General features: G+C 73.1%; 15 protein-coding genes and 3 pseudogenes. 11 read left to right on the top strand and 7 right to left on the bottom strand.

What is annotated here, in order from left to right:
• Window positions 1-147 precede the first annotated feature (147 nt).
• Entirely contained in the window at window positions 148-297 is a 150-nt protein-coding gene (locus tag ACIGXP_RS03320; protein WP_399763369.1) for a hypothetical protein, read from the top strand.
• Between the two features lie 28 nt (window positions 298-325).
• On the opposite strand, the gene ACIGXP_RS03315 is transcribed toward ACIGXP_RS03320, so the two are convergent.
• Complete coding sequence (locus tag ACIGXP_RS03315; protein ID WP_363217233.1) at window positions 326-505, bottom strand: hypothetical protein; 180 nt, start codon at window positions 503-505, stop codon at window positions 326-328.
• A 237-nt stretch (window positions 506-742) separates the two neighbouring features.
• A pseudogene (locus tag ACIGXP_RS03310) lies at window positions 743-1,146 on the bottom strand (undecaprenyl-diphosphate phosphatase); the annotation flags it as partial.
• On the opposite strand from ACIGXP_RS03310, the pseudogene ACIGXP_RS03305 reads away from it, so the two are divergent.
• A pseudogene (locus tag ACIGXP_RS03305) lies at window positions 1,146-1,211 on the top strand (cupin); the annotation flags it as partial. The pseudogenes ACIGXP_RS03310 and ACIGXP_RS03305 overlap by 1 nt on opposite strands.
• A 67-nt stretch (window positions 1,212-1,278) precedes the next feature.
• On the opposite strand, the gene ACIGXP_RS03300 reads toward ACIGXP_RS03305, so the two are convergent.
• Entirely contained in the window at window positions 1,279-1,749 is a 471-nt protein-coding gene (locus ACIGXP_RS03300; RefSeq protein ID WP_363217234.1) for a helix-turn-helix domain-containing protein, read from the bottom strand.
• A gap of 138 nt (window positions 1,750-1,887) precedes the next feature.
• Here ACIGXP_RS03300 and ACIGXP_RS03295 point away from each other — a divergent pair, with 138 nt between their 5' ends.
• The gene (locus ACIGXP_RS03295; protein WP_399763365.1) at window positions 1,888-3,063 is read left to right on the top strand and encodes a thiolase family protein; all 1,176 of its coding nucleotides are present in this window, start codon (window positions 1,888-1,890) and stop codon (window positions 3,061-3,063) included.
• 98 nt (window positions 3,064-3,161) lie between these two features.
• Here ACIGXP_RS03295 and ACIGXP_RS03290 read toward each other — a convergent pair whose 3' ends face one another.
• Window positions 3,162-3,929: a TVP38/TMEM64 family protein gene (locus ACIGXP_RS03290; protein ID WP_399763362.1), complete on the bottom strand. Its 768-nt coding sequence runs from the start codon at window positions 3,927-3,929 to the stop codon at window positions 3,162-3,164.
• 97 nt (window positions 3,930-4,026) lie between these two features.
• On the bottom strand, window positions 4,027-5,178 hold the full coding sequence (locus ACIGXP_RS03285; protein ID WP_363217237.1) for a glutathione-independent formaldehyde dehydrogenase: 1,152 nt from the start codon (window positions 5,176-5,178) through the stop codon (window positions 4,027-4,029).
• A gap of 241 nt (window positions 5,179-5,419) precedes the next feature.
• Between ACIGXP_RS03285 and ACIGXP_RS03280 the strand changes: the two genes are divergently transcribed.
• From ACIGXP_RS03280 to ACIGXP_RS03260, 5 genes are all read left to right on the top strand, one after another.
• Window positions 5,420-5,545 (top strand): hypothetical protein, encoded by a 126-nt coding sequence (locus ACIGXP_RS03280; RefSeq protein WP_363217252.1) that lies wholly within the window; start codon window positions 5,420-5,422, stop codon window positions 5,543-5,545.
• Between the two features lie 100 nt (window positions 5,546-5,645).
• Window positions 5,646-6,830 carry an elongation factor Tu gene (tuf, locus tag ACIGXP_RS03275; RefSeq protein ID WP_363217239.1) on the top strand — a complete coding sequence of 395 codons (1,185 nt, stop codon included), beginning with the start codon at window positions 5,646-5,648 and terminating at the stop codon, window positions 6,828-6,830.
• A gap of 39 nt (window positions 6,831-6,869) precedes the next feature.
• Entirely contained in the window at window positions 6,870-7,715 is an 846-nt protein-coding gene (locus ACIGXP_RS03270) for a spermidine synthase (protein WP_399763358.1), read from the top strand.
• Window positions 7,716-7,871: 156 nt separating this feature from the next.
• Window positions 7,872-8,072, top strand: coding sequence for a hypothetical protein (locus ACIGXP_RS03265; RefSeq protein WP_399763355.1), 201 nt, complete (start codon window positions 7,872-7,874; stop codon window positions 8,070-8,072).
• 284 nt (window positions 8,073-8,356) lie between these two features.
• Window positions 8,357-10,762: a discoidin domain-containing protein gene (locus tag ACIGXP_RS03260; protein ID WP_399763353.1), complete on the top strand. Its 2,406-nt coding sequence runs from the start codon at window positions 8,357-8,359 to the stop codon at window positions 10,760-10,762.
• A gap of 60 nt (window positions 10,763-10,822) precedes the next feature.
• Here the strand turns inward: ACIGXP_RS03260 and ACIGXP_RS03255 are convergent, their stop codons facing one another.
• Entirely contained in the window at window positions 10,823-11,839 is a 1,017-nt protein-coding gene (locus ACIGXP_RS03255) for a hypothetical protein (protein WP_399763350.1), read from the bottom strand.
• A gap of 92 nt (window positions 11,840-11,931) precedes the next feature.
• On the opposite strand from ACIGXP_RS03255, the gene ACIGXP_RS03250 reads away from it, so the two are divergent.
• Window positions 11,932-12,390 (top strand): DUF4442 domain-containing protein, encoded by a 459-nt coding sequence (locus tag ACIGXP_RS03250; RefSeq protein WP_363217244.1) that lies wholly within the window; start codon window positions 11,932-11,934, stop codon window positions 12,388-12,390.
• A 54-nt stretch (window positions 12,391-12,444) separates the two neighbouring features.
• Here the strand turns inward: ACIGXP_RS03250 and ACIGXP_RS03245 are convergent.
• Window positions 12,445-12,699, bottom strand: a pseudogene (locus tag ACIGXP_RS03245) (UTP--glucose-1-phosphate uridylyltransferase); the annotation flags it as partial.
• Between the two features lie 284 nt (window positions 12,700-12,983).
• Between ACIGXP_RS03245 and ACIGXP_RS03240 the strand changes: the two are divergent.
• Entirely contained in the window at window positions 12,984-14,900 is a 1,917-nt protein-coding gene (locus ACIGXP_RS03240) for an RICIN domain-containing protein (protein ID WP_399763346.1), read from the top strand.
• Window positions 14,901-15,394: 494 nt separating this feature from the next.
• A complete protein-coding gene (locus ACIGXP_RS03235) occupies window positions 15,395-22,693 on the top strand; it encodes an SDR family oxidoreductase (RefSeq protein ID WP_399763343.1) in 7,299 nt (2,432 codons plus the stop codon).
• Window positions 22,694-22,695 lie beyond the last annotated feature (2 nt).

Raw genomic sequence — 22,695 nt, 5'->3', positions numbered from 1 at the left:
GGCCAGGCGCCCTGGAAGCGGCAGTTGCGGCAGTCGCCGGCCCGCGTGCAGGGGGACCTACGAGCGCGATCTGCAGCACCATCCGTTGCCCCGCCGGCCGTTGCAGCTCGCCCTCGCGAGGGAGGCGGCGGCACGGTACGCCGACGAGTGGATCGTGGGCAGCAGGACGTGACCCCGCTGGCCGCCGAGGTCCACGGACTGGTGCGGGCCGGTGAACCGGGCCGGGCGAGCGGGCCGTTGCCCCTGGAGCGGCCGTATCCGATCACGGACGAGGCGCTCGCCCATCTGCGGGCGTAGGCCCCGGGGGACCGGCGCGCGGCGCGCGTCAGGCCGCCTCGATGATCTCGCCGCGGATCGCCTCGGCCCACTCGACCACCAACAGCTCGTACTCCGCGCGTTCCTGGGCCGACAGGGTGCCGCCCGCACGCAGCCACAGCGCCCGGATCTGCTCGTTCACCTCGGCGGCAGGGCGCACGGAACCAGAGGGCAGGGAATCGGGGGACATGCGGACAGCCTAGGGGCAAGCACTGACACTGCGCTACCGCCCGGCTACGGGGAAGGTATGGGGTTGGTCACCGCCGCCCGGTGCCGCGCGACGAGTCGCTCCAGACCACCGGGCATATGCCTCGCCGGGGTGCCGCATGGAAGAAGGCGCAGTGGCGGTGAAGTGCCCGGCCAGGCGGGCGGACGGGTCGAGTTCGTCCCGGGGCCGGGAGATGTCCGAAACAGCGGCACCTGCCGCTCAGCCCGCCGACTCCGCCGCGTGCGGGCTCAGCACGCCCGCCGAGACCAGGGCGATGATGACGATCCCGAGGGCCACGCGGTACCAGACGAACGGCATGAAGCTCTTGTGGGAGATCCACTTCATGAACCATGCGATCACCGCGTATCCCGAGGCGAACGCGACGACCGTCGCGAACAGGGTCGGGCCCAGCCCACCTGACCCTCGCTCACCGAGTCCTTCACCTCGAAGGCGCCCGAGGCGAGTACGGCCGGGATGGCGAGCAGGAAGGAGTAGCGTGCCGCGGCCTCCCGCTTGTAGCCCATGAACAGGCCGCCGCTGATGGTCGCGCCGGAGCGGGAGACGCCGGGGATGAGCGCGCAAGCCTGGCACAGGCCGTAGACCAGGCCGTCCTTGACGCCCAGAGGTCACCCCGCTCACGCCCGGCACGGTCGCCTGGTTCACACCGGGCACGGTCCATCGGCTGGTCAAGTACGGCCGGCCGCAACGGCGCTGCAGACGATCGACGGCCTGCAGCGGCTCCACCCGGCGGAGCGTTACGCCGCCGTGGGACCGGTGAGCGTCCACCCCGGTGCCTGCGGGTGGGCCGTGAGGTCCTCATGGCGTACCTCGTCGCCGCAGGCGCGGCAGGTGACGACCGGGACCAGTTCGTTGCCGCAGATGTGCTCGACGGCCATGGGCAGGTCGGTGCCTTTGCGGAGATGGCGGTCGCCCCACTCCTTGAGCGTCATCAGGACCGGCTCCAGCTCCAGCCCCGCCGGTGTGGCCCGGTACTCGAAGCGCTGCGGGCGCTCGCTGTAGACGCGTTTGGTGAGGATCCCGGCGTCCACGAGCCGGCGCAGCCGGGCGGCCAGGATGTCGCGGGGGGCGCCGATGTTGCGCACGAGCTGGTCGAAGCGGCCGTTGCCCAGGCACACCTCGCGCAGGACGAGCAGGGAGTACTTCTCGCCGACCAGCGCGAGGGCGTCGGCGATGGAGCAGGGGCGCGGGTCTTTCGTGGCGGCCATGGGGGCCAGTCTAGATGAGGGTTTGATTTTCCAACTCATCGAGCTATGGTGAGTTTGGATTTCCTACTCACTGGTAGCTGCCGTGGCCCGCCGACCGGCTCGCCACGGACAGCCAGGCGGCCAAGGAGGCCCCCCGCCATGCGCGACGCAGTGATCGTCGAAGCCGTACGCACCCCCATCGGCAAGGGCAAGCCGAACGGCTCCCTCGCCCACGTCCACCCCGTCCAGCTGCTCGCCCACACCCTGCGCACCCTGGTCGAGCGCTCCGGTGTCGACCCGGCACTGATCGACGACGTCATCGGCGGCACCGTCGACCAGGTCGGCGAGCAGGCGATGAACACCACCCGGTACGCCGTCCTCGCCGCCGGCTTCCCCGAGACGGTCCCGGCGACCACGGTGGATCGCCAGTGCGGCTCCTCCCAGCAGGCCGTGCACTTCGCCGCGCAGGGCGTGATCTCCGGCGCGTACGACCTCGTCATCGCCTGTGGTGCGGAGTCGATGAGCCGGGTGCCGATGTGGTCCAACGTGCCCGCCGACAAGGACCCCTTCGGCCCGGGCGTCGCCGAGCGCTACCCGGAGGGCCTGGTCCCGCAGGGCATCAGCGCCGAGCTGATCGCCGCCAAGTGGTCCCTCACACGCGCGAGCATGGACGAGTTCGCGGTCTCCTCGCACCGCAAGGCCGCCGCCGCGTGGCAGGCCGGTCTCTTCGACGCCGAGGTGGCGCCGCTGGACGGCGTCGCCCGCGACGAATGCGTACGGCCCGACAGCACCCCGGAGATCCTCGCCGGCCTCAGGCCCGCCTACTACGACCCCGGCTTCGCCGAGCGCTTCCCGCAGATCGAGTGGAACGTCACCGCGGGCAACGCCAGCCCCGTCAACGACGGTGCCTCCGCCGTGCTGATCACCTCCAGCGACACCGCCGCCCGCCTGGGCCTGCGCCCGCTCGCCCGCCTGCACAGCTTCGCCGTCACCGGCTCCGACCCGCTGCTGATGCTCACCGGGGTCATCCCCGCCACCGAGAAGGTGCTGCACCGGGCCGGACTGCGGCTGGACGACATCGACCTCTTCGAGGTGAACGAGGCGTTCTCCAGCGTGGTCCTGGCCTGGCAGCAGGAGACCGGCGCCGACCTGGCCAAGGTCAATGTGCACGGCGGTGCCATCGCCCTCGGCCACCCGCTCGGCGCCAGCGGCACCCGGCTGACCACCACCCTGGTCCACGCGATGCGGGAGCGCGGCGCCCGCTTCGGCCTGCAGACCATGTGCGAGGCGGGCGGACTGGCCAACGCGATGGTGCTGGAAGCCGTTCGCGGGTAGTGCCGCTTTGTGCCGGCGGTCGACCGCGGCGTCGTGGCTGGGCGCTCCCGCGCGGCGGTAGCCGCATATCACACTCAGCCCGGCGTCCCTTCGGGCGCCTACCGTGAGCGCAGATGATGCCGCTTGCGCCAGGCGACCACCGAGCCGGCCAGCGCCGGTGCGGCGATACAGGCCATCGCGATCAGGAAAGCGGGAGACGTCGGTGCCGAGGCACGGGCGCCGGCCACCGCGTAGGCGGCGGTGTTCGGGACCGAACCGACGGCCGTGGCCAGCAGAAACGGCCACCAGCGCATCCTGGAGACGGCGGCGCAGTAGTTCGCCGCCCAGAACGGCACGCCCGGGAACAGCCGGGCCACCAGCATGGACCGGAACCCGTGCCGGCTCAGCTGTCCGTCGGCCGCCTTCAGCCAGCGGCCCCGCAACAGCGGGCGCAGCGCGTCCTGCCCGAGCACCCGGCCCAGCCCGAACGCCGCACCCGCCCCGAGCACCGTGCCCGCCAGTGCCGTGGACGTCCCCAGCTGTGAGCCGAACAGCGCGCCCGCCGCGAGGTTGAGCAAGGGCCGCGGTACGAACGCCACGGTGCACAGCCCGTACGCCCCGGCGAACACCACGGCCGCCGCTGCCCCGCCGAGCTGCGGTGGCCAGCCGTGTGTCAGCAGCCGCTGCGGCTCGAAGGCCAGCACGCACCCGGCGGCACCGGCGAGCAGGGCGATCAGCAGCGACAGCCGGGCATGCGGATGCCCCAGCGCCCGCGCGCAACGCCCGGCGAACCCGATGCGGAGCGGGGGCGGCAGGGGAACGGCGAGCTCCGTGGGGCCGACCCGGGGAGAGGCCGTGGCGGTGCCAGAGCGGTTGGCATCGAGCATCCGGTGACATTAACCGAAGAGCGTGTGTGATCGGCGTGAAGTCGTCGCAGCGAAGCGGGTCCGGGCGCCTCGGGCACCCGGACCCGCCGCTCATGCCTCACGCGGCGAGCGCGTGGCCCGGGTGGAGTACCACCTTGGTGTAGCCCTCGATCCGCTTGTCGAACTTCTCGTACGCCTGGGGCGCCTGGTCCAGCGGCAGCTCGTGGGAGACCACGAAACTGGGCTTGGCGCGCCCGGCGATGATCAGGTCGCGCAGCTGGCGGTTGTACCGCTTGACGTTGCACTGACCGGTGCCCATCTGCTGGCCCTTCTCGAACATCTTGCCGATGGAGACCAGCAGCTGGCCGTGCTTGGCGTGCTCGTCGGGGCCGCCGGGGTCCGAGGGCACGTACAGACCCGGTACGCCGAGCATGCCCGTCGGCCGTACCGTCTGCACCAGCTCGTTGAGGACGATGGCGGGTTCCTCGTGGCTGGCGTCGTGTGCCTGGGCCTGGTAGCCGACCGCGTCGACGCCCTTGTCGGTTCCCTCACCTCCGGTCTGTTCCTTGATCTGTTCCGCCGGGTCGCCCTTGGTGAAGTCGATGGGGATGGCCCCGATCTCCTCCGCCTTGGCGAGCCGCTCGGGCACCCGGTCGACCGAGAAGACCTTCGCCGCACCGCGCAGCAGCGCCGAGTAGGCGGCCATCAGGCCCACCGGTCCGGCGCCGTAGACGGCCACGCTCTCACCGGGGGAGACCTGGGCGAGCTCGCAACCGTGGTAGCCGGTCGGGAAGATGTCGGCGAGCAGTACGAAATCCGTCTCGAACTCCTCGCCCGGCGGCAGCTTCAGGCAGTTGAAGTCTGCGTACGGCACCCGCAGCAGCTCGGCCTGGCCGCCGATGAACGGGCCCATCGCCACATAGCCGTAGGCCCCGCCGGCGAATCCCGGGTTGACCGTCAGGCAGAAGCCGGTCCTTCCGGCGAGACAGTTCTTGCAGAATCCGCAGGCGACGTTGAAGGGCATCACGACGCGATCACCCTCGGACAGGGAGGTCACGCCGCTGCCGACCTCCTCGATGATGCCGAGGTTCTCGTGTCCGAAGACGATGCCCGACTCGGCCGCCGTGCGGCCCTCGTACATGTGCAGGTCCGAGCCGCATATGGCGGTCGAGGTGACCCGTACGAGCACATCGTTGGGATGCTGGATCTGAGGGTCCTGGACGTCCTTCACCGCCACACTGAAGGGCTCTTCGTAGACGACCGCTTTCACCTCTGTCACCTCCGCGTCGAGCGCTGGACGACGGCGGAGAGGAGGGGCCGTGGCCGAGGGGACGCACGCGCGGGGAGCACCCGGGGGCGCGGGCCCTCGGACTGTGCCGTGACCCCATGTGCCCGCTTCACCGCCGGTACTTCCAGGGAACGCCCGCGCGGCACGGGGTGCAACCCGCGCCGGGAGGGGCGCCGCGCCGCGGTGCGCGGTCCCGCGGGGCAAAAACCATTCGACGCCGGACATGCCGTCGACGATGATCGACGGCATGTTCCGGTACGCCTTCCTCCTCGCAGCATCCGCCGTCGCGGATGCGCCGAAGGCTGCCGTCCCGATCCTCGCGGCCGCTGTCGACGGCGCCCGAAGCTGACCCTCCCCGGAACGTCCGGCGGACCCCGCAGGGGGAGGGTCGGCCCGTCCCCCGGGGTCCCGCATTCCCTCACGACCAGCAGAGGCTTCGAGGTACAGCCATGTCCAAAACGGCCTACGTGCGCACCAAGCCGCACCTGAACATCGGCACCATGGGGCACGTCGACCACGGCAAGACCACCCTGACCGCCGCCATCACCAAGGTCCTCGCCGAGCGCGGCCCCGACAGCAGCACCCAGTACGTTTCGTTCGACCGCATCGACCGGGCCCCGGAGGAGGCCGCCCGCGGCATCACCATCAACATCGCGCACGTCGAGTACGAGACCGACACCCGGCACTACGCCCACGTCGACATGCCCGGCCACGCCGACTACGTCAAGAACATGGTCACCGGAGCCGCGCAGCTCGACGGAGCGATCCTCGTCGTCTCCGCGCTCGACGGGATCATGCCGCAGACCGCAGAGCACGTGCTGCTCGCCCGGCAGGTGGGCGTCGACCACGTCGTCGTCGCGCTCAACAAGGCCGACGGCACGGACGACGAGGAACTCATCGACCTGGTCGAACTGGAGGTCCGCGACCTGCTCACGGCCCACGGCTACCCCGGTGACTCCCTGCCCGTCGTACGGGTCTCGGGCCTCAGGGCGCTGGAGGGCGACCCGCGCTGGACGGCGTCCGTCGAGGCGCTGCTCGACGCGGTGGACACGTACGTGCCGATGCCGGAGCGGTACCTGGACGCGCCGTTCCTGCTGCCGGTGGAGAACGTGCTCACCATCACCGGACGGGGCACCGTCGTCACGGGCGCGGTGGAGCGGGGGACGCTCCGCCTGGGGGACCGGGTGTCCGTGCTGGGCGCCGAGCTGGAGACCGTGGTCACCGGCATCGAGACCTTCGGCAAGCCGATGCAGGAGGCGCAGGCCGGGGACAACGTCGCGGTGTTGCTGCGAGGGGTGCCCAGGGACGCCGTGCGACGCGGGCAGGTCGTGGCGGCACCGGGGAGTGTGGTGCCGGCCCGGCGGTTCTCCGCACGGGTGTATCTGCTGTCGGGGCGCGAGGGGGGCCGTACGACGCCGGTCGCGAGCGGGTACCGGCCGCAGTTCTACATCCGTACGGCGGATGTGGTCGGGGACGTCGACCTCGGAGAGGCGGGGGTCGCCCGGCCCGGGGAGACGGTGACCATGACCGTCGAGCTGGGGCGGGAGGTGCCGCTGGAGCCGGGACTCGGGTTCGCCATCCGTGAGGGCGGCCGGACGGTGGGTGCGGGCACGGTCGACTCCGTCGGTCCGTAGGAGCGCCCGGCGCCCTCTCGCAGCGGTGACAATGGGTTCGTGAGCGAACCCATACCCGTCACCCGGACCACCGATCACGGCACCGCCAAGCTGATGCCCGACATCGACCGCGCGCGGGCCTGGTTGCTGACCGTGGACGGGGCGCCGCAGTCGTACGTCGATCTCGACGAGCCGGCGTATCTGGAGTTCGAGTACGCGCGGCGGCTCGGGCATGTGCTGGACACCGTGGCCGAGGCGGGGCGGGCGCTGGACGTGGTGCATCTCGGCGGGGGCGCGCTCACGCTGCCCCGCTATGTGGCGGCCACCCGGCCGGGCTCGCGGCAGGATGTCGTCGAGGCCGACCGGGGGCTGCTGGAGCTGGTCGCCGAGCACCTGCCGCTGCCGGAGGGCTCGGGCATCGCGCTGCACGCGGCCGATGCCCGGGCCTGGCTGGAGACGACCCCCAACGATCATGCCGATGTGCTGATCGCCGACGTGTTCGGCGGGTCCCGGGTACCGGCGCACCTCACCACGCTCGCCTACGCCCGTGAGGCGGATCGGGTGCTGCGGCCCGGCGGGGTCTATCTGGCCAATCTCGCCGACGCGGCGCCGTTCGGGTTCCTGCGCTCCCAACTGGCCACCTTCGCGGCCGTCTTCGAGGAGCTGGCCTTGATCGCCGAGCCCGCCGTGCTGCGCGGCCGGCGGTTCGGGAACGCGGTGCTCGTGGCCGCACACCGGCCCCTCGACACCGCCACCCTGGCCCGTCGTACCGCGGCGGACGTCTTCCCGGCCCGGGTCGAACACGGCGCCGCCGTACGGGAGTTCACCGGTTCTGCGCGGCCGGTCGAGGACGCCGACGCCGTGCCGTCACCCGAGCCGCCCGACGGGGCGTTCCACATCGGCTGACGCGGTCACCGAAACGGTGCTCCCCCGGTCGGCTGCGCTCGGCGGGAGTTCGGCCTTGAGGGCATGCATGGTGAGTCCATGAACACTGCACACCTGAACCCCGCCAAGCACCCCCGACTCCTCTCCCGCATGCCGCGAATATGCGCGGTGAGTGCCGTGAGCGCCCTCCTGGGCGTCGCCTGTCTGGCAGGCACGGCGAACGCCGCAGCGGTCTCACCCCCCACCCCGCACGCCGCCGTGCAGGCCACAGCCACGACGGCGGTCCCGGCTCACGCCCACCACGCCCCCGCAGCCCCTCGTGGCGGCGACTACGGCGACGACGAGTGCGACGGTCTCATCATCCTCCTCTGCATCTGACGGGGCCCCCGCGGCAGTTCGACCGCGTCCCGCCCCGCCGAGGACACCGACGGGGCGGGACACGCTGCTTCCTCCGCAGGCCGGCGTCTTGCGACCCGTTTCCCACCGTTCGGAGAGGCGTCATGACAGGTGCGCCAGACAGGCTGCGAAGGGGCATGTCACGGGCCACCGGCCTCGTTCTCCTGGTCTGTGCGGCAGCGGCCCCCGGGCTGATACAACCGGAATCCGCCCTCGCGCATCGCGCGGCAGTCGTACGTGACACGGATCCGCACTCCGACGGGGTCATGCCGATGCCCCCGGAGGTCCATGGCGAGGTCGTTCCCGAGGAGGCCATGCGGCCACCCGCTCCCACCCTGCCGCGAGAGGGCTGGACCGCCACCGCCGACAGTGAGGAGACGCAGGCGAGTGACGAGCGTGCCCAGATGGCACTCGACGGCGACCCCGGCACCCTCTGGCACACCAAGTGGTCCGATGACGGGCCCGCGGGGCCGCACAGCATCACCATCGACATGCACCGCACCGCGGTCGTTTCCGGCATGGTCTATCAGCCCCGTCAGGACGGCAGTCCCAACGGCCGGATCGGCGAGTACGCCCTCTCCCTGAGCGGCGACGGCAGCACCTGGGAAGGGCCCGTGGCCACGGGAACGCTGGCCGACGACGCGACCACCAAGACGCTGCGTTTCGCCCCCGCCGGCGCCCGCTATGTGCGGCTGACCGCCACCTCCGAGGCCGGCGGACGCGGACCGTGGGCCTCGGCGGCGGAGATCAACCTGCTCGGGGACCCCGGCGGCCCCGCACCCGGTGCCGATCTGCCGCGCGACGGGTGGACCGCCACCGCCGGCAGTGAGGAGACCCAGGACGCCGACGACGGTGCCGGCAACGTGCTGGACGGCGACTCCGGCACGCTGTGGCACACCCAGTGGACCGGTACCGTCCCACCGCTGCCGCAGAGCATCACCATCGACATGCACCGCACCGCGGTCGTCTCAGGTCTCAGCTACGAACCGCGCGCGGACGACAGCCCCAACGGCCGGATAGGCCAGTACTCGATCGCCACCAGCCTGAACGGCACCGCTTTCGGGCAGCCGGTGGCGACCGGGACCTGGCAGGACGACGACACCGTCAAGGGCGCCACGTTCAGCGAACCCGTCAGTGCCCGCTATGTCCGGCTGACCGCCATCACCGAGGCCGGTGGGCGCGGACCGTGGACCTCGGCGGCCGAACTGCGCCTGAGCGGCCCGGCCGACCCCGCCGTACACGGCCGGTGGAGCTCCGTCATCGGCTTCCCGCTGGTGCCGGTGGCCACCGCGGTACTGCCCAACAACAAACTCCTGGCCTGGTCCGCCTACGCCCCCGACCGCTTCGGCGGAAGCAACGGCTACACCCAGACCGCCATCATGGACCTGGCCACCGGCAAGATCACTCAGCGCCGCGTGGACAACACCAAGCACGACATGTTCTGTCCGGGCGTGGCGCTCCTCGGCGACGGCCGCGTCCTGGTGACCGGCGGCAGCAACGCGGAGCGTGCCAGCATCTACGACTCCGCCACCGACAAGTGGACCTCCACCGGCGACATGAACATCGCGCGCGGCTACCAGGGCATGACCACGCTCCCCAACGGTGACGCGTTCGTCATCGGCGGCTCCTGGCAGCAGGACAACGCCCCGGACAAGGGCGGTGAGGTCTGGTCGGCCGCCACCGGCACCTGGCGCAAGCTGCCCGGCGTACCGGTCACCCCCATCCTGACCGCCGACCCGGCGGGCCCCTACCGGGCGGACAACCACGCATGGCTGTATGCCATGGCAAAGGGCCGCGTCCTGCAGCTCGGCCCCAGCAAGCAGCTCAACTGGATATCCACCGACGGTGACGGCAGCATCACCCCGGCCGGCACCCGGGCCGACAGCGTCGACGCGATGAACGGCGACGCCGTCGCCTACGACGTGGGCAAGCTGCTGACCCTGGGCGGCGCCACGGCGTACGAGAACGCGACAGCCACCAACCGCGCCTATACCGTCGACGCGAACGGCAGCAACGGCAAGCCCGTCAGCGCCCGTACCGGCGACATGTCCTACGCCCGCTCCTTCGGCAACAGCGTCGTCCTGCCCGACGGCAAGGTCGCGGTCTTCGGCGGGCAGTCCTACGCCAAGCCCTTCAGCGACGGCCACTCCGCTCTGACCCCCGAGATCTGGGATCCCGCGACCGGCCGCTTCACACCCCTGGCGTCCATGGCCGTCCCGCGCAACTACCACAGCGTCGCCAACCTGCTGCCCGACGGGCGCGTGTTCACCGGAGGCGGTGGCCTGTGCGGCGACTGCCAGACCAACCACGCCGACGGGGCGATCTTCACCCCGCCCTCCCTCCTCAACTCCGACGGCAGCGAGAAGCCCCGGCCCCGCTTCGTCGGTGACATGCCCGCCAAGGTCGCCTACGGGCAGAAGCTGAAGGTGACGACCGACGTGCCCGTCGACAAGTTCGTCCTGATCCGGGCCGGGGCCTCGACGCACTCCGTCGACAACGACCAGCGCCGTATACCGCTGACCCCCCGTAAGGCCAGAAACAGCACCTACGAACTGACCGTCCCGGCCGACTCCGGTGTGGCACTCCCCGGCACGTACATGCTCTTCGCGCTCGACGCACACGGTGTGCCCAGCAAAGCCGCGGTCCTCACCGTCAACTCCGCCGCCAAGTGACACGGGTGACCGCGCTGACGGCCCGTACGGCCGCGCTTGCCGGCGCGGCCGTACCCGCGGCTACTCGTGCGTCGGAGTTCCGTGCAGCCGGACCGTGCTGAGGATCTTCAGGACGGTCGCCCTGGAGATCTCGCCCTTCACGCCCGTGGCCCCGAAGAAGTCGAACGACACATAGTCGCTGGCCGCGTTCTTGAAGCCGAACGTGAGTGCCTGGCCGTCGGTCACGCACTTGCCCTTGCGCGGGGTGTGGTGCGACTGGGCCCACGCGTAACTGCCCTCGATGCCCGAAGCGGTCTTGAAGGGGGTGGCCTTCTTGTCCCACGAGAGGCTCTTCTTGTCCGGCATCGTGTAGGCGCCGTAGACCCACCAGGCCGGGGTGTTGATCGCGATCTCGTCCGTGTTCTTGGCGCCGCTGGCCCCCTTGGCGCCCACGGCCGCCAGCTGGGTGTCCTCGGTGCGGCCGTCCTTGTCGTCGTCGGACGTGCACCAGGTGGGCTTGTACTCGGCGAGGCCCGACATGGTGATGCCCGTGTTGGCCTCGCCCTTCGGGAAGTCGAAAATGATCGCGGCGCCCGGTTTGTCGACCTGCCAGTCCGCCGGAACGTCGTAGGCGACGCCCCACTTGGAGTTCACCACGACCCGCCACCCGGCGATGGTGGGCTTCTCGGTCTCGGTGCCGCGCGGGTCGTCGGTCGCGGACGCGGTGGCCGAGGGCTGCGTGGCCGGCTTGCTCGTGTGCTGACCGCCCTTGCCGCCGGCCTCGTCGTCCTTGCCGCCGTTCGAGCCGAGGACCAGATAGCCGGTCACCCCGGCGGCGACCACGACCGCCGTGGCCGCGAGGATCGCGATCAGTTTCGTACGGCCGCCGCCCTGAGGGGTCTGCGGGAGAGGTGTGGTGGGCGGCTGCTGCTGCCCCCACTGCGGCTGCTGACCGTACTGCCCGGCCTGCGGATACTGCTGGTACCCGGGCTGCTGGTACGGGTTCGGCTGCTGGTACCCCGGCTGCTGGTACGGGTTCGGCTGCGGATTGTGCTGCGGGTTCGGCGCGCCCCCTGGCGGCTGCTGATCTGGCCACATGGCCAGTAACCCTAGTGCCGCTCCGGACACGATTCGGTCACTGGCCCTCGCCAGGGTCGTAGCGAAGCCCTACTCGTGAGTAACATAACGGCATGAGCGCAGACCAGATGTCGATCGGCGAGATGCTCGCCGCCACCGTACCCATGGCCCGGACCCTGAACCTGGAGTTCCTGGAGACCACCGCGGACAAGGCCGTGGTGTCCCTGCCGGACCAGGGCGCGTACCACAACCACGTGGGCGGCCCGCACGCCGGTGCGATGTTCACGCTCGGGGAGTCGGCCAGCGGGGCCATCGTGCTGGCCGCCTTCGGGGACCAGCTCTCCCGTGCGGTGCCGCTCGCCGTGCGGGCCGACATCGCCTACAAGAAACTGGCGATGGGCGCCGTCACCGCGACCGCGACACTGGGCCGCCCGGCCGCCGACGTCGTCGCCGAACTGGACGCCGGGCAGCGGCCCGAGTTCCCGGTGGCGATCGAGATCCGGCGCGCGGACGGCGCCGTGACGGGCGAGATGACCGTCCTGTGGACGCTGCGCCCCAATCAGCAGGACTGACGCGGAACTTGGCGAGGGGGCCCGCACGCGGGGCCCCCTCGCCCCGTCGTCCCAGGCGGCCCGGCGGTCCTTCCGGGAGTCGCTTCCGGCGTCCTCCCGTCCCGCGACGAACTCCTTGAGCCGGCCGGTGAATGCGGGGCCGAGGTCCGGACGGGCGCAGACCGGCCGGACCACCGTGCGCAGATGGCCGGCCTTGTCGCCGGTGTCGTAGCGCAGGCCGTCGAAGACGACCCCGTGCGCGGTGCCGCCCGCCGCGAGGTCCTGGAGGGCGTCGGTCGGCTGGATCTCGCCGCCGCGGCCCGGCGGGGTGCCATGCCGGCGGACGCGGATGAGAGCACGCCCGGAGAAACATCGGAACCGGCCGTGGAAGTGATACCGCCGGTAACTTCAGGGGATTTCCCCGACTCTGATGCCGAGTCAATCGAACTTCTTGTTTACCGTGAGCCGCGTGTGCGAAAGTGAGCCTCCCCGCGGGAGGGCAAAGGCAGGCGTCGAACGTCCAGGCCGGCCCTTTAGGTATGCACCAATCGGCACTGCTTTCCGACAGGACGGCATTTCGGGTGTCGTCCTGCGGCTGGAAAGGACATGGTTCCGTGCAGTCCCCTCACCCCCCACGCCCGCCGTACCCGCCGCTGCCCGGTTCGACCGGGGAGTCCGACCGCAATCTCGCCGCCCTGCTCGGCGGCCCGCACCCCGCCCGCCATCACGCCGTCGCCCTGCTGCTGGCCCGCCACTGGCGGGCCGCCCGCGACTACGCCGTCGTCTGTCTGACCTCTGCGTGTCCCACGGCCAACCTCGTGGCGACCGCCGCCTTCCACGAGGTCCTCGGCCGTATGGCGGGCGGAGCGGTCGGCGGCGCCCTGCGCCCGCAACTCCTGGTCGCCGTCCGCGACATCGTCCGCGCCTGGGCGGACGACGACGCGGCCTGTGCGACTCTGCCGGAATTGCGCAAACCCGCCGGCGGTCGCGGACTGCGCGCGACAAAGCCCGGAACGCCGGAAAGGCGGCACCTCGCCGAACGTGCATTCCAGGTCCTTCCCGGCGCCTCACAATGCCTTCTGTGGCACACCGAGGTCGAAGCCGAACCGATAAACATCCCCGCCGGTCTGCTGGGGATCGACCACGCCACCGCGACAGCCGCCCTGGAGCAGGCCCGCGAGCAATTCCGCGCCGGTTGCGTCCGCGCCCACCGGGAACTCGCGCCCTCCCGCGAATGCCGCTTCTACAACCGGCTCCTCGACGTCCCGATGCGCCGTGGCGGCGCCCTGCTGCCGGACGTACGACAGCATCTGACGGTCTGTGCGTACTGCCGGCACGCCGCCGAAACCTTCGGGCTGATTGACGACGGTCTCGGGCTGCTGCTGGCCGAGACCGTCCTCGGCTGGGGAGCCCGCCGCTATCTCGACTCCCGCCCGGGGTACCACGCCACCGAGGAGACGCCGCCCGCACCGACGCCCGGCCAGGGGGAGACGGGGACCGGAGGCAGGCACCGCACCGGCACCGGCGGGCGGCGCCGCACCGCCCTGGCCGTCGGCGTCGGGCTGGCCTCGCTCGCGCTGCTCGCCACCGTCCTCGTGGTCAGAAGCTGGTCCGATGACAACGGTGTCCCGGCGCCCGGTGCCACCTGGGGTGCCCCGGCCGGCCGCACCACGCGCCCGGGCGGCACCGGCGCCCGCACCGGCACCTCGCCCTCGCCCGCCTCGGTCGGCGAAACCGTCGAGATCGCCCACGGCAGCCTGCGCGGCCTCGCCTCCGGCCGCTGCCTCGACGTGCGCGGGGACGCCGTGGAGGCGGGTGCCGGTGTCGCGCTCGCGCCGTGCTCGTCCGCCGCCTCGCAGCAGTGGTCGTACCAGGACGACGGGTTGCTGCGCAGCGCCGTCGACCCGGCGCTGTGCCTGGTCGCCGATCCCGGCACGAAGAGCATGGTGCTGGCCGGATGCGTCGTGCACGCCGGAGAGGTGGCGTACGACCTCACCGTGCGGGGCGAGATCCTGCTCCGCAGGCCCGGGGGCCTCGCGCTCGTTGCTCGCTCCGGCGACCCCGCCGCCCGTGTCGGACTGGCCCCGCGCGACGGTTCGCCGGAACAACGCTGGGAGGTGGAGCCGGGTGCGGGCGGGCTACGGCGGCCCGACGCCGCGCCGGGTGCGGCCGGCGGTCCGGACGGTCCCGGTGCTCCGGACGGGGCTGCGGGAACGGACGGTGCGGGCGCGCCCGGTGACCGGGACCGGGGACACGCGAACGGGGATGCCGGCGGGGCACCGTATGCGGACACCTCGCGGGGCGAGCCGAAGGACGACGGCCGAGGGCTCGGCCTTTCGGCAGAGACAGGGCCGGGGAAGCCCGGGGAGGTGAACGAGCCCCGGATCGCGCCGGTCCGCGCCGATCACGGCCGACGGCAGCACGAGGCGGCGGCGCCCGGCAAGGCGATACGCACGGTTCACGACGTCCTTCCACCGGTGACGGTCCGGAAGGCTGCGCCGTCGGTTGCGGTGCGCCGGGCTCTGCCGTAGGCCGTGGTCCGCGTGGCTTTGCCGTTGGTGGCGGTCCGGCAGGCTGTGCCGCCGGTCGCCGGCCCGGTCGCTGCCGTCCCCCCGGTCGTGGGGGCGCCGCTCCGCCGACGCGCCGCGGGCCGACACCCGACGCGGGACCGTGTTCGAGCCACGGCGCCGACGGCATGCGGAATTTACAGTCGTCCAGCGAATGTCCCGGCGCATGACGGACGGGTGAGTGCGCGGTGACACCGGCAGGCACTTTGCCGGTGTTTATGGGGGTGTGGCGCGTGGTCCCGGTGGGTCCCGCGCCCGCACCCGTGAGGGGAATAGCTGCGTTTTCCGGTTGTGCGGGGAATTCGTCCCACTGGCCGAATCGATGTCACCGCGCGCGAAAAGGGCGCGATGTTATTGACCCGTGAGTAGGCCGAGGCTAGGTTCCGGTGCCCTCGCACCAGAGCGTTCCGCCGCACACACCCCCCACCGTGCTGTCTCGCCGATCGTGCCGGAGCATCATGACCTCGCCTGTGCGCGCCCATGACCTCATCCTGTGCCTCACCCCCTTCTCAGCCCCCGATGCCGGTCTCACCGCAGCGGCCTGCGCCGCCGGCGCGCTCGGCGTCCTCGACCTCGGCACCGGCGACCGAAGATCCCGGGAGGAGCTGGCGCGGCTGAGACGAGCCGCTCCGGGACCCTTCGGCGTACGGGTGACCGGCCGCTGCGCCCTGACCCCGGCCGAGGCCGGCGACGCCCCCGACACCGTGGTGCTCACCCCGGACGCCACCTGGAGGGCGACCGAACTCCCCGCGAGCTGCCGGGTGTTGGCGGAGGCGACGGACCTCGGCCAGGCGCGGGCCGCCGTACGCGCCGGTGCCCGGGGACTGATCGCCCGGGGCAGCGAGAGCGGTGGGCGGGTCGGCGAGCTGAGCACCTTCGTGCTGCTGCAACGGCTGCTCCACGACCAGGAGTTGAATGGTGTCCCGGTCTGGGCCTGCGGCGGCATCGGGCCGCGGACGGCCGCCGCCGCCTTGGCCGGAGGTGCCGCCGGCGTCGTCCTCGACAGCCAGCTGGCCCTGCTCGCCGAATCAGGCCTCCCCGAGACGGTCCGCTCCGTGCTGCGTTCCCTGGACGGTTCGGAGACGGTGCTGCTGGGCGGCCACCGGGTCCTGCGGCGCCGGGGACCGGACGCCCCGTGCCCGCCGGACGACGATCCGGAGGCGGTCGCGTCCCTGCTGGGCGCCGACGATCTGCGCGGCCGGCTGCTGCCCGTGGGCCAGGACGGCTTCCTCGCGGCCCGCTTCGCCGAACGGTACGGGGACATACGGCGGACGGTGCGGGAGGTGTCGGCGGCGCTGCACGGCACGGCGGACGGCGATCCGGCTCTCGCCCTGCGTCCCGGGTCGGCCATGAGCAGGGCGCTCGGCACCCGGCTCCCCGTCGCACAGGGGCCGATGACCCGGGTCAGCGACCAGGCCGGTTTCGCCGCCGCCGTCGCCGAGGACGGGGCGCTGCCGTTCCTGGCGCTGGCCCTCGCCGACGGCGCGCGCACCCGGTCGATGCTCACCGAGGCCCGGGCCGTGCTGGACGGGCGGCCCTGGGGCGTGGGCGTGCTCGGCTTCGCACCCGAGGACATCAGGAACGCCCAGCTCGACGCCGTACGGGAGCTGGGGCCCACGCACGCGGTCATCGCGGGTGGACGGCCCGCCCAGGCCGAGACGCTGGAGCGGGCCGGGATCCGCACCTTTCTGCACGTGCCGTCACCGGGACTGCTGCGGCAGTTCCTGGACGCAGGTGTGCGACGGTTCGTGTTCGAGGGCTCCGAGTGCGGCGGGCATGTGGGCCCACGGGCCTCCTTCCCGCTGTGGGAAGCCCAACTCGGCGTCCTGCAGGACTTCTTGGCGGACGCCGACGAGGGAACCGCCCGGCGGCTGGAGGTGTTCTTCGCCGGCGGTGTCCATGACGAGCGGTCGGCGGCGATGGTCGCCGCCCTGGCCGGACCGCTCACCGCCCGGGGCGCCGCCGTCGGCGTGCTCATGGGCACCGCCTACCTGTTCACCGAGGAGGCCGTCGCGCACGGCGCCATCCGGCCCCTGTTCCAGCGGCAGGTCCTCACCGCCACCACGACCGCCCTGCTGGAGACCGCACCCGGCCACGCCACCCGCTGCGTCCCGAGCCCCTTCACCGGCGACTACCGCACCCGGGAGGCCGCCCTGCGGGCGCGGGGCCTGCCCGACCGCGAGATCTGGGAGAGCCTGGAACGGCTCAACGTCGGCCGGCTGCGCATCGCCAGCAAGGGCGTCGAGCGCGGCACGGACGGCGCGTTGACGGCCGTCGGCGAGGAACGGCAGCTCGCGGACGGGATGTTCATGGCCGGCGAGGTCGCCGTCCTGCGTTCGGCGACCACCACCCTGGCGGACCTGCACCGCTCGGTGACCGACGGCGCCGCCGACTTCCTGACACGGCGGGCCGCGCACCCGAGCCCGCTCACCCCGGCCGAACCGGTGCCGCTCGCCCCGCCCGCACCGCTGGACATCGCGATCGTCGGCATGGCCTGCATGTTCCCCGAGGCCCCCGACCTCGCCGCCTTCTGGGCCAACATCGTCACCGGACGCGACGCCGTCACGGAGGTACCACCCGAGCGCTGGGACCCGGCCGTGCACCACACCGCCGGCAGCACGGCGTCGAAGTGGGGCGGCTTCCTGCCCCGCATCCCCTTCGACCCGCTGCGCTACGGCATCCCGCCCGCGTCCCTCGGCAGCATCGAACCCGTCCAGCTGCTGTCGCTGGAATCCGCCCGCCGGGCACTGGAGGACGCCGGATACGGCGAACAGGGGCGGGAGTTCGACCGCTCACGGACCTCCGTGGTCTTCGGCGCCGAGGCGGGCAGCGACCTGTCCAACGCCGTCACCCTGCGCGCCGTCCTCCCCTCCTACTACGGCAAGGTCCCCGACGGCATCGAGGCGCAGCTGCCCCGCCTGACCGAGGACTCCTTCCCCGGCATGCTCTCCAACGTCATCTCCGGCCGGATCGCCAACCGGCTGGACCTGGGCGGCGCGAACTTCACCGTCGACGCCGCCTGCGCGTCCTCCCTCGCCGCCCTCGACGTGGCCTGCAAGGAACTCGTCTCCGGGACCAGCGACCTCGTGCTGTGCGGCGGTGCCGACCTGCACAACGGCATCAACGACTTCGTCCTGTTCTCCTCCGTCCACGCGCTCTCGCCGACCGGGCGCTCCCGCGCCTTCGACGCCTCGGCCGACGGCATCGCCCTCGGCGAGGGTGTGGCCTGCGTGGTCCTCAAACGGCTCGCGGACGCCGAACGGGACGGCGACCGGATCTACGGCGTGGTCAAGGGCCTCGGCTCGGCCAGCGACGGCCGCTCCCTCGGCCTGACCGCACCCCGCCCCGAGGGCCAGCGGGCGGCGCTGGAACGCGCCTACCGCAACGCCGGTGTCTCGCCCGCCCACGTCGGCCTCGTCGAGGCGCACGGCACCGGAACGGTCGTCGGCGACCGCACCGAACTCGCCGTACTCACCGAGGTGTTCGCAGCGGCGGGAGCCGAGACCGGCAGCTGTGCGCTCGGCTCCGTCAAGTCCCAGATAGGGCACGCCAAGTGCGCCGCCGGGCTCGCCGGCCTGATCAAGACCGCCCTCGCCCTCCACACCGGGATCACCCCGCCCACCCTGCACCTGGAGCGGCCCAACCCGGCCTGGACGGAGGACGACAGCCCGTTCGTCTTCCACACCCGCGCCCGGCCCTGGACGGCACCGCCCGCCGAACGCCTCGCCGGGGTCAGCGCGTTCGGCTTCGGCGGCACCAACTTCCATGCGGTCCTCGCCGGCCACGCCGTGGCCGTACCGCCCCGGCAGTCCCTGGACGCCTGGCCGGCCGAGCTGTTCCTGTTCCGGGGCAGGGACACGGCGGCGGCCCACCGCCACGCCGAGGACCTCCTGCGCGCCGCCGAGACCGCCGGCCGCCCCTGGCGCCTGCGCGACCTCGCCCTCGCCGCGGCCCGCCGCGCCGACACCTCGCACGACCCGGTACGGGCCGCGATCGTCGCCCGTGACGCCGAGCAACTGATCAGCCACCTGCACCGCCTCCTCGCCGGCGACCACGATCCGGCCGCCGGCATCCATGTCGCGGGGCCGGCGGGCGGCGGGTTCGTCGGGGTTGTGGGTGGCAAGGGCGCTGGGCCGGTGGTCGGTGAGGTTGCGGGGGAGGCGCGTGGCGTGAGTGCGGGCCTGGCCGAGGGGGAGGGCGTCGTGGGGTCGGCCCGTGGAGGGGAAGCCGGGCCGGGGCGTGGCCGGGCTGCGGGGGCGGTGTGGGGGGAGGGTGCTGGGGCGGGGGACGGCCAGGGCGCGGGTGCGGCGTGCGGCAAGGTTGCCTTTCTCTTTCCCGGGCAGGGCAGCCAGCGCCCCGGCATGCTTGCCGACCTCCTCGTGCACCTCCCCGAGCTGCGCCACTACCTGGACCTCGGCCGCGCGTACGCCGACACCGTCCACCCGCCGGCCGCCTTCGACGACACCGCCCTCGAACGGCACCGGGCGGCCCTCACGGACACCCGGGCCGCGCAGCCCGCCCTCGGCATCGCGGGCCTGGCCGCCCACGCCTTCCTCACCTCGGCCGGGATCCACCCCGACCAGGCCGCCGGGCACAGCTACGGCGAGCTGGTCGCCCTCGCCGCGGCCGGCGCCCTCGACCCCGAAACCCTGCTGGAGCTGAGCGCCGAGCGGGCCGGCGCGATCGTGGCGGCGGCGGGCGACGACCCGGGCACCATGGCCGCCGTCGGCGCATCCGCCGACACCGTCGTACGCACCCTGCGCACGACCGGCGCGCCTGCCTCCGTCGTCGTCGCCAACCTCAACTCACCCGACCAGACGGTGATTTCCGGACCGACGGCGGATGTCGAAACGGCCGTACGACTGCTGCGCGACGCCGGGCTCGGCGCGCGGCGCATCCCGGTGGCCTGTGCCTTCCACAGCCCGCTCGTGGCCGCCGCGGGGAAACGGTTCGCCAAGGTGCTCGCGGACAAGACGGTACGGGCGCCCGAGTTCCCCGTCTGGGCCAACCGCACCGCCACGCCCTACCCGCAGAGCCCCGCGGAGGTGCGCGCCGAACTCGCCGCCCAGATCGGCGCCCCGGTCGCCTTCGCCGCCCAGATCGAGGCGATGTACGAGGCCGGCGCGCGCGTCTTCGTCGAGGCGGGCCCCGGCACGGTCCTCACCCGGCTGGTCGGACGGATCCTCGGCGACCGCCCGCACCGCACGGTCGCCTGCGAACCGACCGCCGACAGCGGCCTGCGCGGCTGGCTCGACGCCCTCGCCCGACTCGCCGTCGCCGGACAGCCGGTGCGTACCGCCTGGCTCCTGCGGGGCCGCGACGCCGTCGACGCGCTGCGCACCCCGGTGCCGCGGCGGCCCGGCTGGACGGTCGACGGGCACCTCCTCCGTACCGCCGACGGAGCACTCCTGCCCGGTGCCCTCGCACCGGCCCGACGAGTCGTGGAGGCGACCGTGACCACCGACCAGCCGTACGGCGCCCCGGCCGACCGGGACGCGCTCATCTCCGAATTCCTGCGCACCAGCCGGGAGATGATCGCCGCCCAGCGCGATGTCCTGCTCACCTACTTCGGCGCCGCCCCCGGCGTCACACCGGCGGCACCCGTCGCCCCCGTGCCGCCACCGCAGACGGCGGCACACGAACCTTCCTCGGTGGAAGCGCGGTTGCCCGACGAGCCAGGCGTCGAAGAGCCGGTGGCCGTGGAGCCGGTGGACGATGTGCAGCGGGTCGTCCTGGAGATCATCAGCGAACGCACCGGCTACCCCGTCGACATGATCGAACCCGACCTCGACCTGGAGGCGGACCTCAGTATCGACTCCATCAAGCGGGCCGAGATCGCCGGCGAACTCGCCAGACGGCTGGGCATCGCCGGCGGCCCCGCCGTCCTGGCCGACGCCGAACTGGAGGAGCTGGCCAAGGCGCGCACGGCGGCGGCCGTGACGGACTGGCTGACGGCGCGGGCCGCCGCGCACAGCGGTGACGGGAGCGGTCAGGACCGGAGCGGGCAGGGCGAGGCACCGCCGTACATCGCCGACGGGAGCAGGGAAGCCGGGGGGCAGGTGGGGCGTTCGTACTCGGGCACTGCCGACGGGCTGCCCGACGGGCAGGTCGAGGGGTCGTCTCCGGGCGTCGGGAGCGGGTGGTCGGTGGGGCGGGTCCGGTCGTCGTACCCGGATGCCGGGAGCGGGGTGTACGAGGGGCGGGCCGGGGCGCCGTATTCGGGTGTCGGGGGCGGGCGGGCCGAGGGACACGCCGGGTCGTCGTCCGCCCCTGTCCTCGGTGTGGCGCCCCGGCGGTACGAGCTGCGCCCCGTGCCTCTTCCGGAGCCCGGCCCGGCCGGCCAAGCCTCCGACCTGGCCGGCCGGCGTGTCGTCCTGCTCGGGGACGGTGAGGGCGCGGCGGCCGAGGTCGCGGAGCGACTCGTGGCGCACCGTGCCGATGCCGTGATCCTCGACGCGGGTCACCTCCTCACCGCCGCGGACGGCCCGGTCGACGGAATCGTGTACCTCGGCGCGCTGCCCGGCCCGGACCTCCCCGTGCTGCCGGACGCGTTCCCGGTGCTCCGGGCGGCGCTCGGCTGCGGCCCGCGCCGGCTGCTCGCCGTACGGGCCGCCGACCGCACCGGGGCGCTGCGGGCGGCCGGCCTGGACGGGCTGTTCCGCAGCGTCGCGCGGGAGTACCCGGACCTGCTCGCACGGGTCGTCGCCGTCGCGGACACCGCCCCGGCGGCCGTCGCCGACGCCGTGCTCGCCGAACTGCTCGCACCCGAACCGGCCCCCGTCGTCCTGCGCACGGCGGCCGGGGCCCGGCAAGGGTTCGCACTGCTGCCCGCACCGCTCGGCCCGCTCGCCGCCACGGGGGCCGGACCAGCCGGGGACGGCGCCGCCGAAGCCGCCGCGCTCGGCCTCGACCGGGACTCGGTCGTGCTGCTCGTCGGCGGCGCCCGGGGCATCACCGCGAGGTTCGCCGCCACCCTGGCCGGCGCCTGCCGGTGCCGTCTGGAGCTGCTCGGCCGCACGCCGGCACCCACCGCGGCCGAGGACCCGCGCACGGCCGCCGCGCGCACCCCCGTCGCGTTGCGGGCCGCACTCGCCGCCGAGCCCGGCGCGCCCGGACCCGCCGGGATCAACCGGGCCGCCGAACTGGTCCTCGCCCAGCGGGAGATCACCTCGACCCTGGAGGGACTGCGCGCGCTCGGCAGTGAGGCCCGCTACCGCTCGGTGGACTTCCGGAACCGGGACGCCGTCCTGCAGGCGGTCAAGGAGACCCACGCCGAACACGGCCGGCTCGACGGAGTCGTCTTCGCCGCCGGGGTGATCGAGGACCGGCTGATCGCCGAGAAGACCCCCGAGTCCTTCCAGCGGGTGTACGGCACGAAGACCGCCGGTGCCGCCGCGCTGTTCGCGGCCCTGGACGACCTGCCCGGCGCTCCCGCGTTCACCGTGCTGTTCGGCAGCATCGCTGCCGTCCTCGGCAACCGCGGCCAGGCCGACTACGCCGCCGCCAACGACGCCCTCGAAGCGCTCGGCGCCGACCGGGCCGCCCGGACGGGCGCCCGCACGCTGACCGTCCACTGGGGGCCCTGGGCACCGTCCGCCACGCACGGCGGCATGGTCGGCGCGGAACTCGGCCGCGCGTACGCCCGGCGCGGCATCCAGCTGATCGACCCGGACGAGGGCACCACGGCCCTGCTGCGGGAACTCGCCTGGGGCGAACCGTCGGCCCGTGCCGTCGTCCACACCGCCTCGGACCGGTGAAC

Source organism: Streptomyces sp. NPDC053069 (assembly GCF_044546895.1).
Lineage (GTDB): Bacteria > Actinomycetota > Actinomycetes > Streptomycetales > Streptomycetaceae > Streptomyces.
The sequence above is the reverse complement of the archived record's forward strand: the minus strand, read 5'-3'. Positions and strand labels throughout refer to the sequence as shown.

Excerpts from the sequence above, each read along its gene's own strand:
- ACIGXP_RS03315 (WP_363217233.1), bottom strand. The coding sequence starts at position 505 with ATGTCCCCCGATTCCCTGCCCTCTGGTTCCGTGCGCCCTGCCGCCGAG.
- ACIGXP_RS03300 (WP_363217234.1), bottom strand. The coding sequence starts at position 1,749 with ATGGCCGCCACGAAAGACCCGCGCCCCTGCTCCATCGCCGACGCCCTC.
- ACIGXP_RS03295 (WP_399763365.1), top strand. The coding sequence starts at position 1,888 with ATGCGCGACGCAGTGATCGTCGAAGCCGTACGCACCCCCATCGGCAAG.
- ACIGXP_RS03290 (WP_399763362.1), bottom strand. The coding sequence starts at position 3,929 with ATGCTCGATGCCAACCGCTCTGGCACCGCCACGGCCTCTCCCCGGGTC.
- ACIGXP_RS03280 (WP_363217252.1), top strand. The coding sequence starts at position 5,420 with ATGCCGTCGACGATGATCGACGGCATGTTCCGGTACGCCTTCCTCCTC.
- tuf (WP_363217239.1), top strand. The coding sequence starts at position 5,646 with ATGTCCAAAACGGCCTACGTGCGCACCAAGCCGCACCTGAACATCGGC.
- ACIGXP_RS03260 (WP_399763353.1), top strand. The coding sequence starts at position 8,357 with ATGCCGATGCCCCCGGAGGTCCATGGCGAGGTCGTTCCCGAGGAGGCC.
- ACIGXP_RS03255 (WP_399763350.1), bottom strand. The coding sequence starts at position 11,839 with ATGTGGCCAGATCAGCAGCCGCCAGGGGGCGCGCCGAACCCGCAGCAC.
- ACIGXP_RS03250 (WP_363217244.1), top strand. The coding sequence starts at position 11,932 with ATGAGCGCAGACCAGATGTCGATCGGCGAGATGCTCGCCGCCACCGTA.
- ACIGXP_RS03235 (WP_399763343.1), top strand. The coding sequence starts at position 15,395 with ATGACCTCGCCTGTGCGCGCCCATGACCTCATCCTGTGCCTCACCCCC.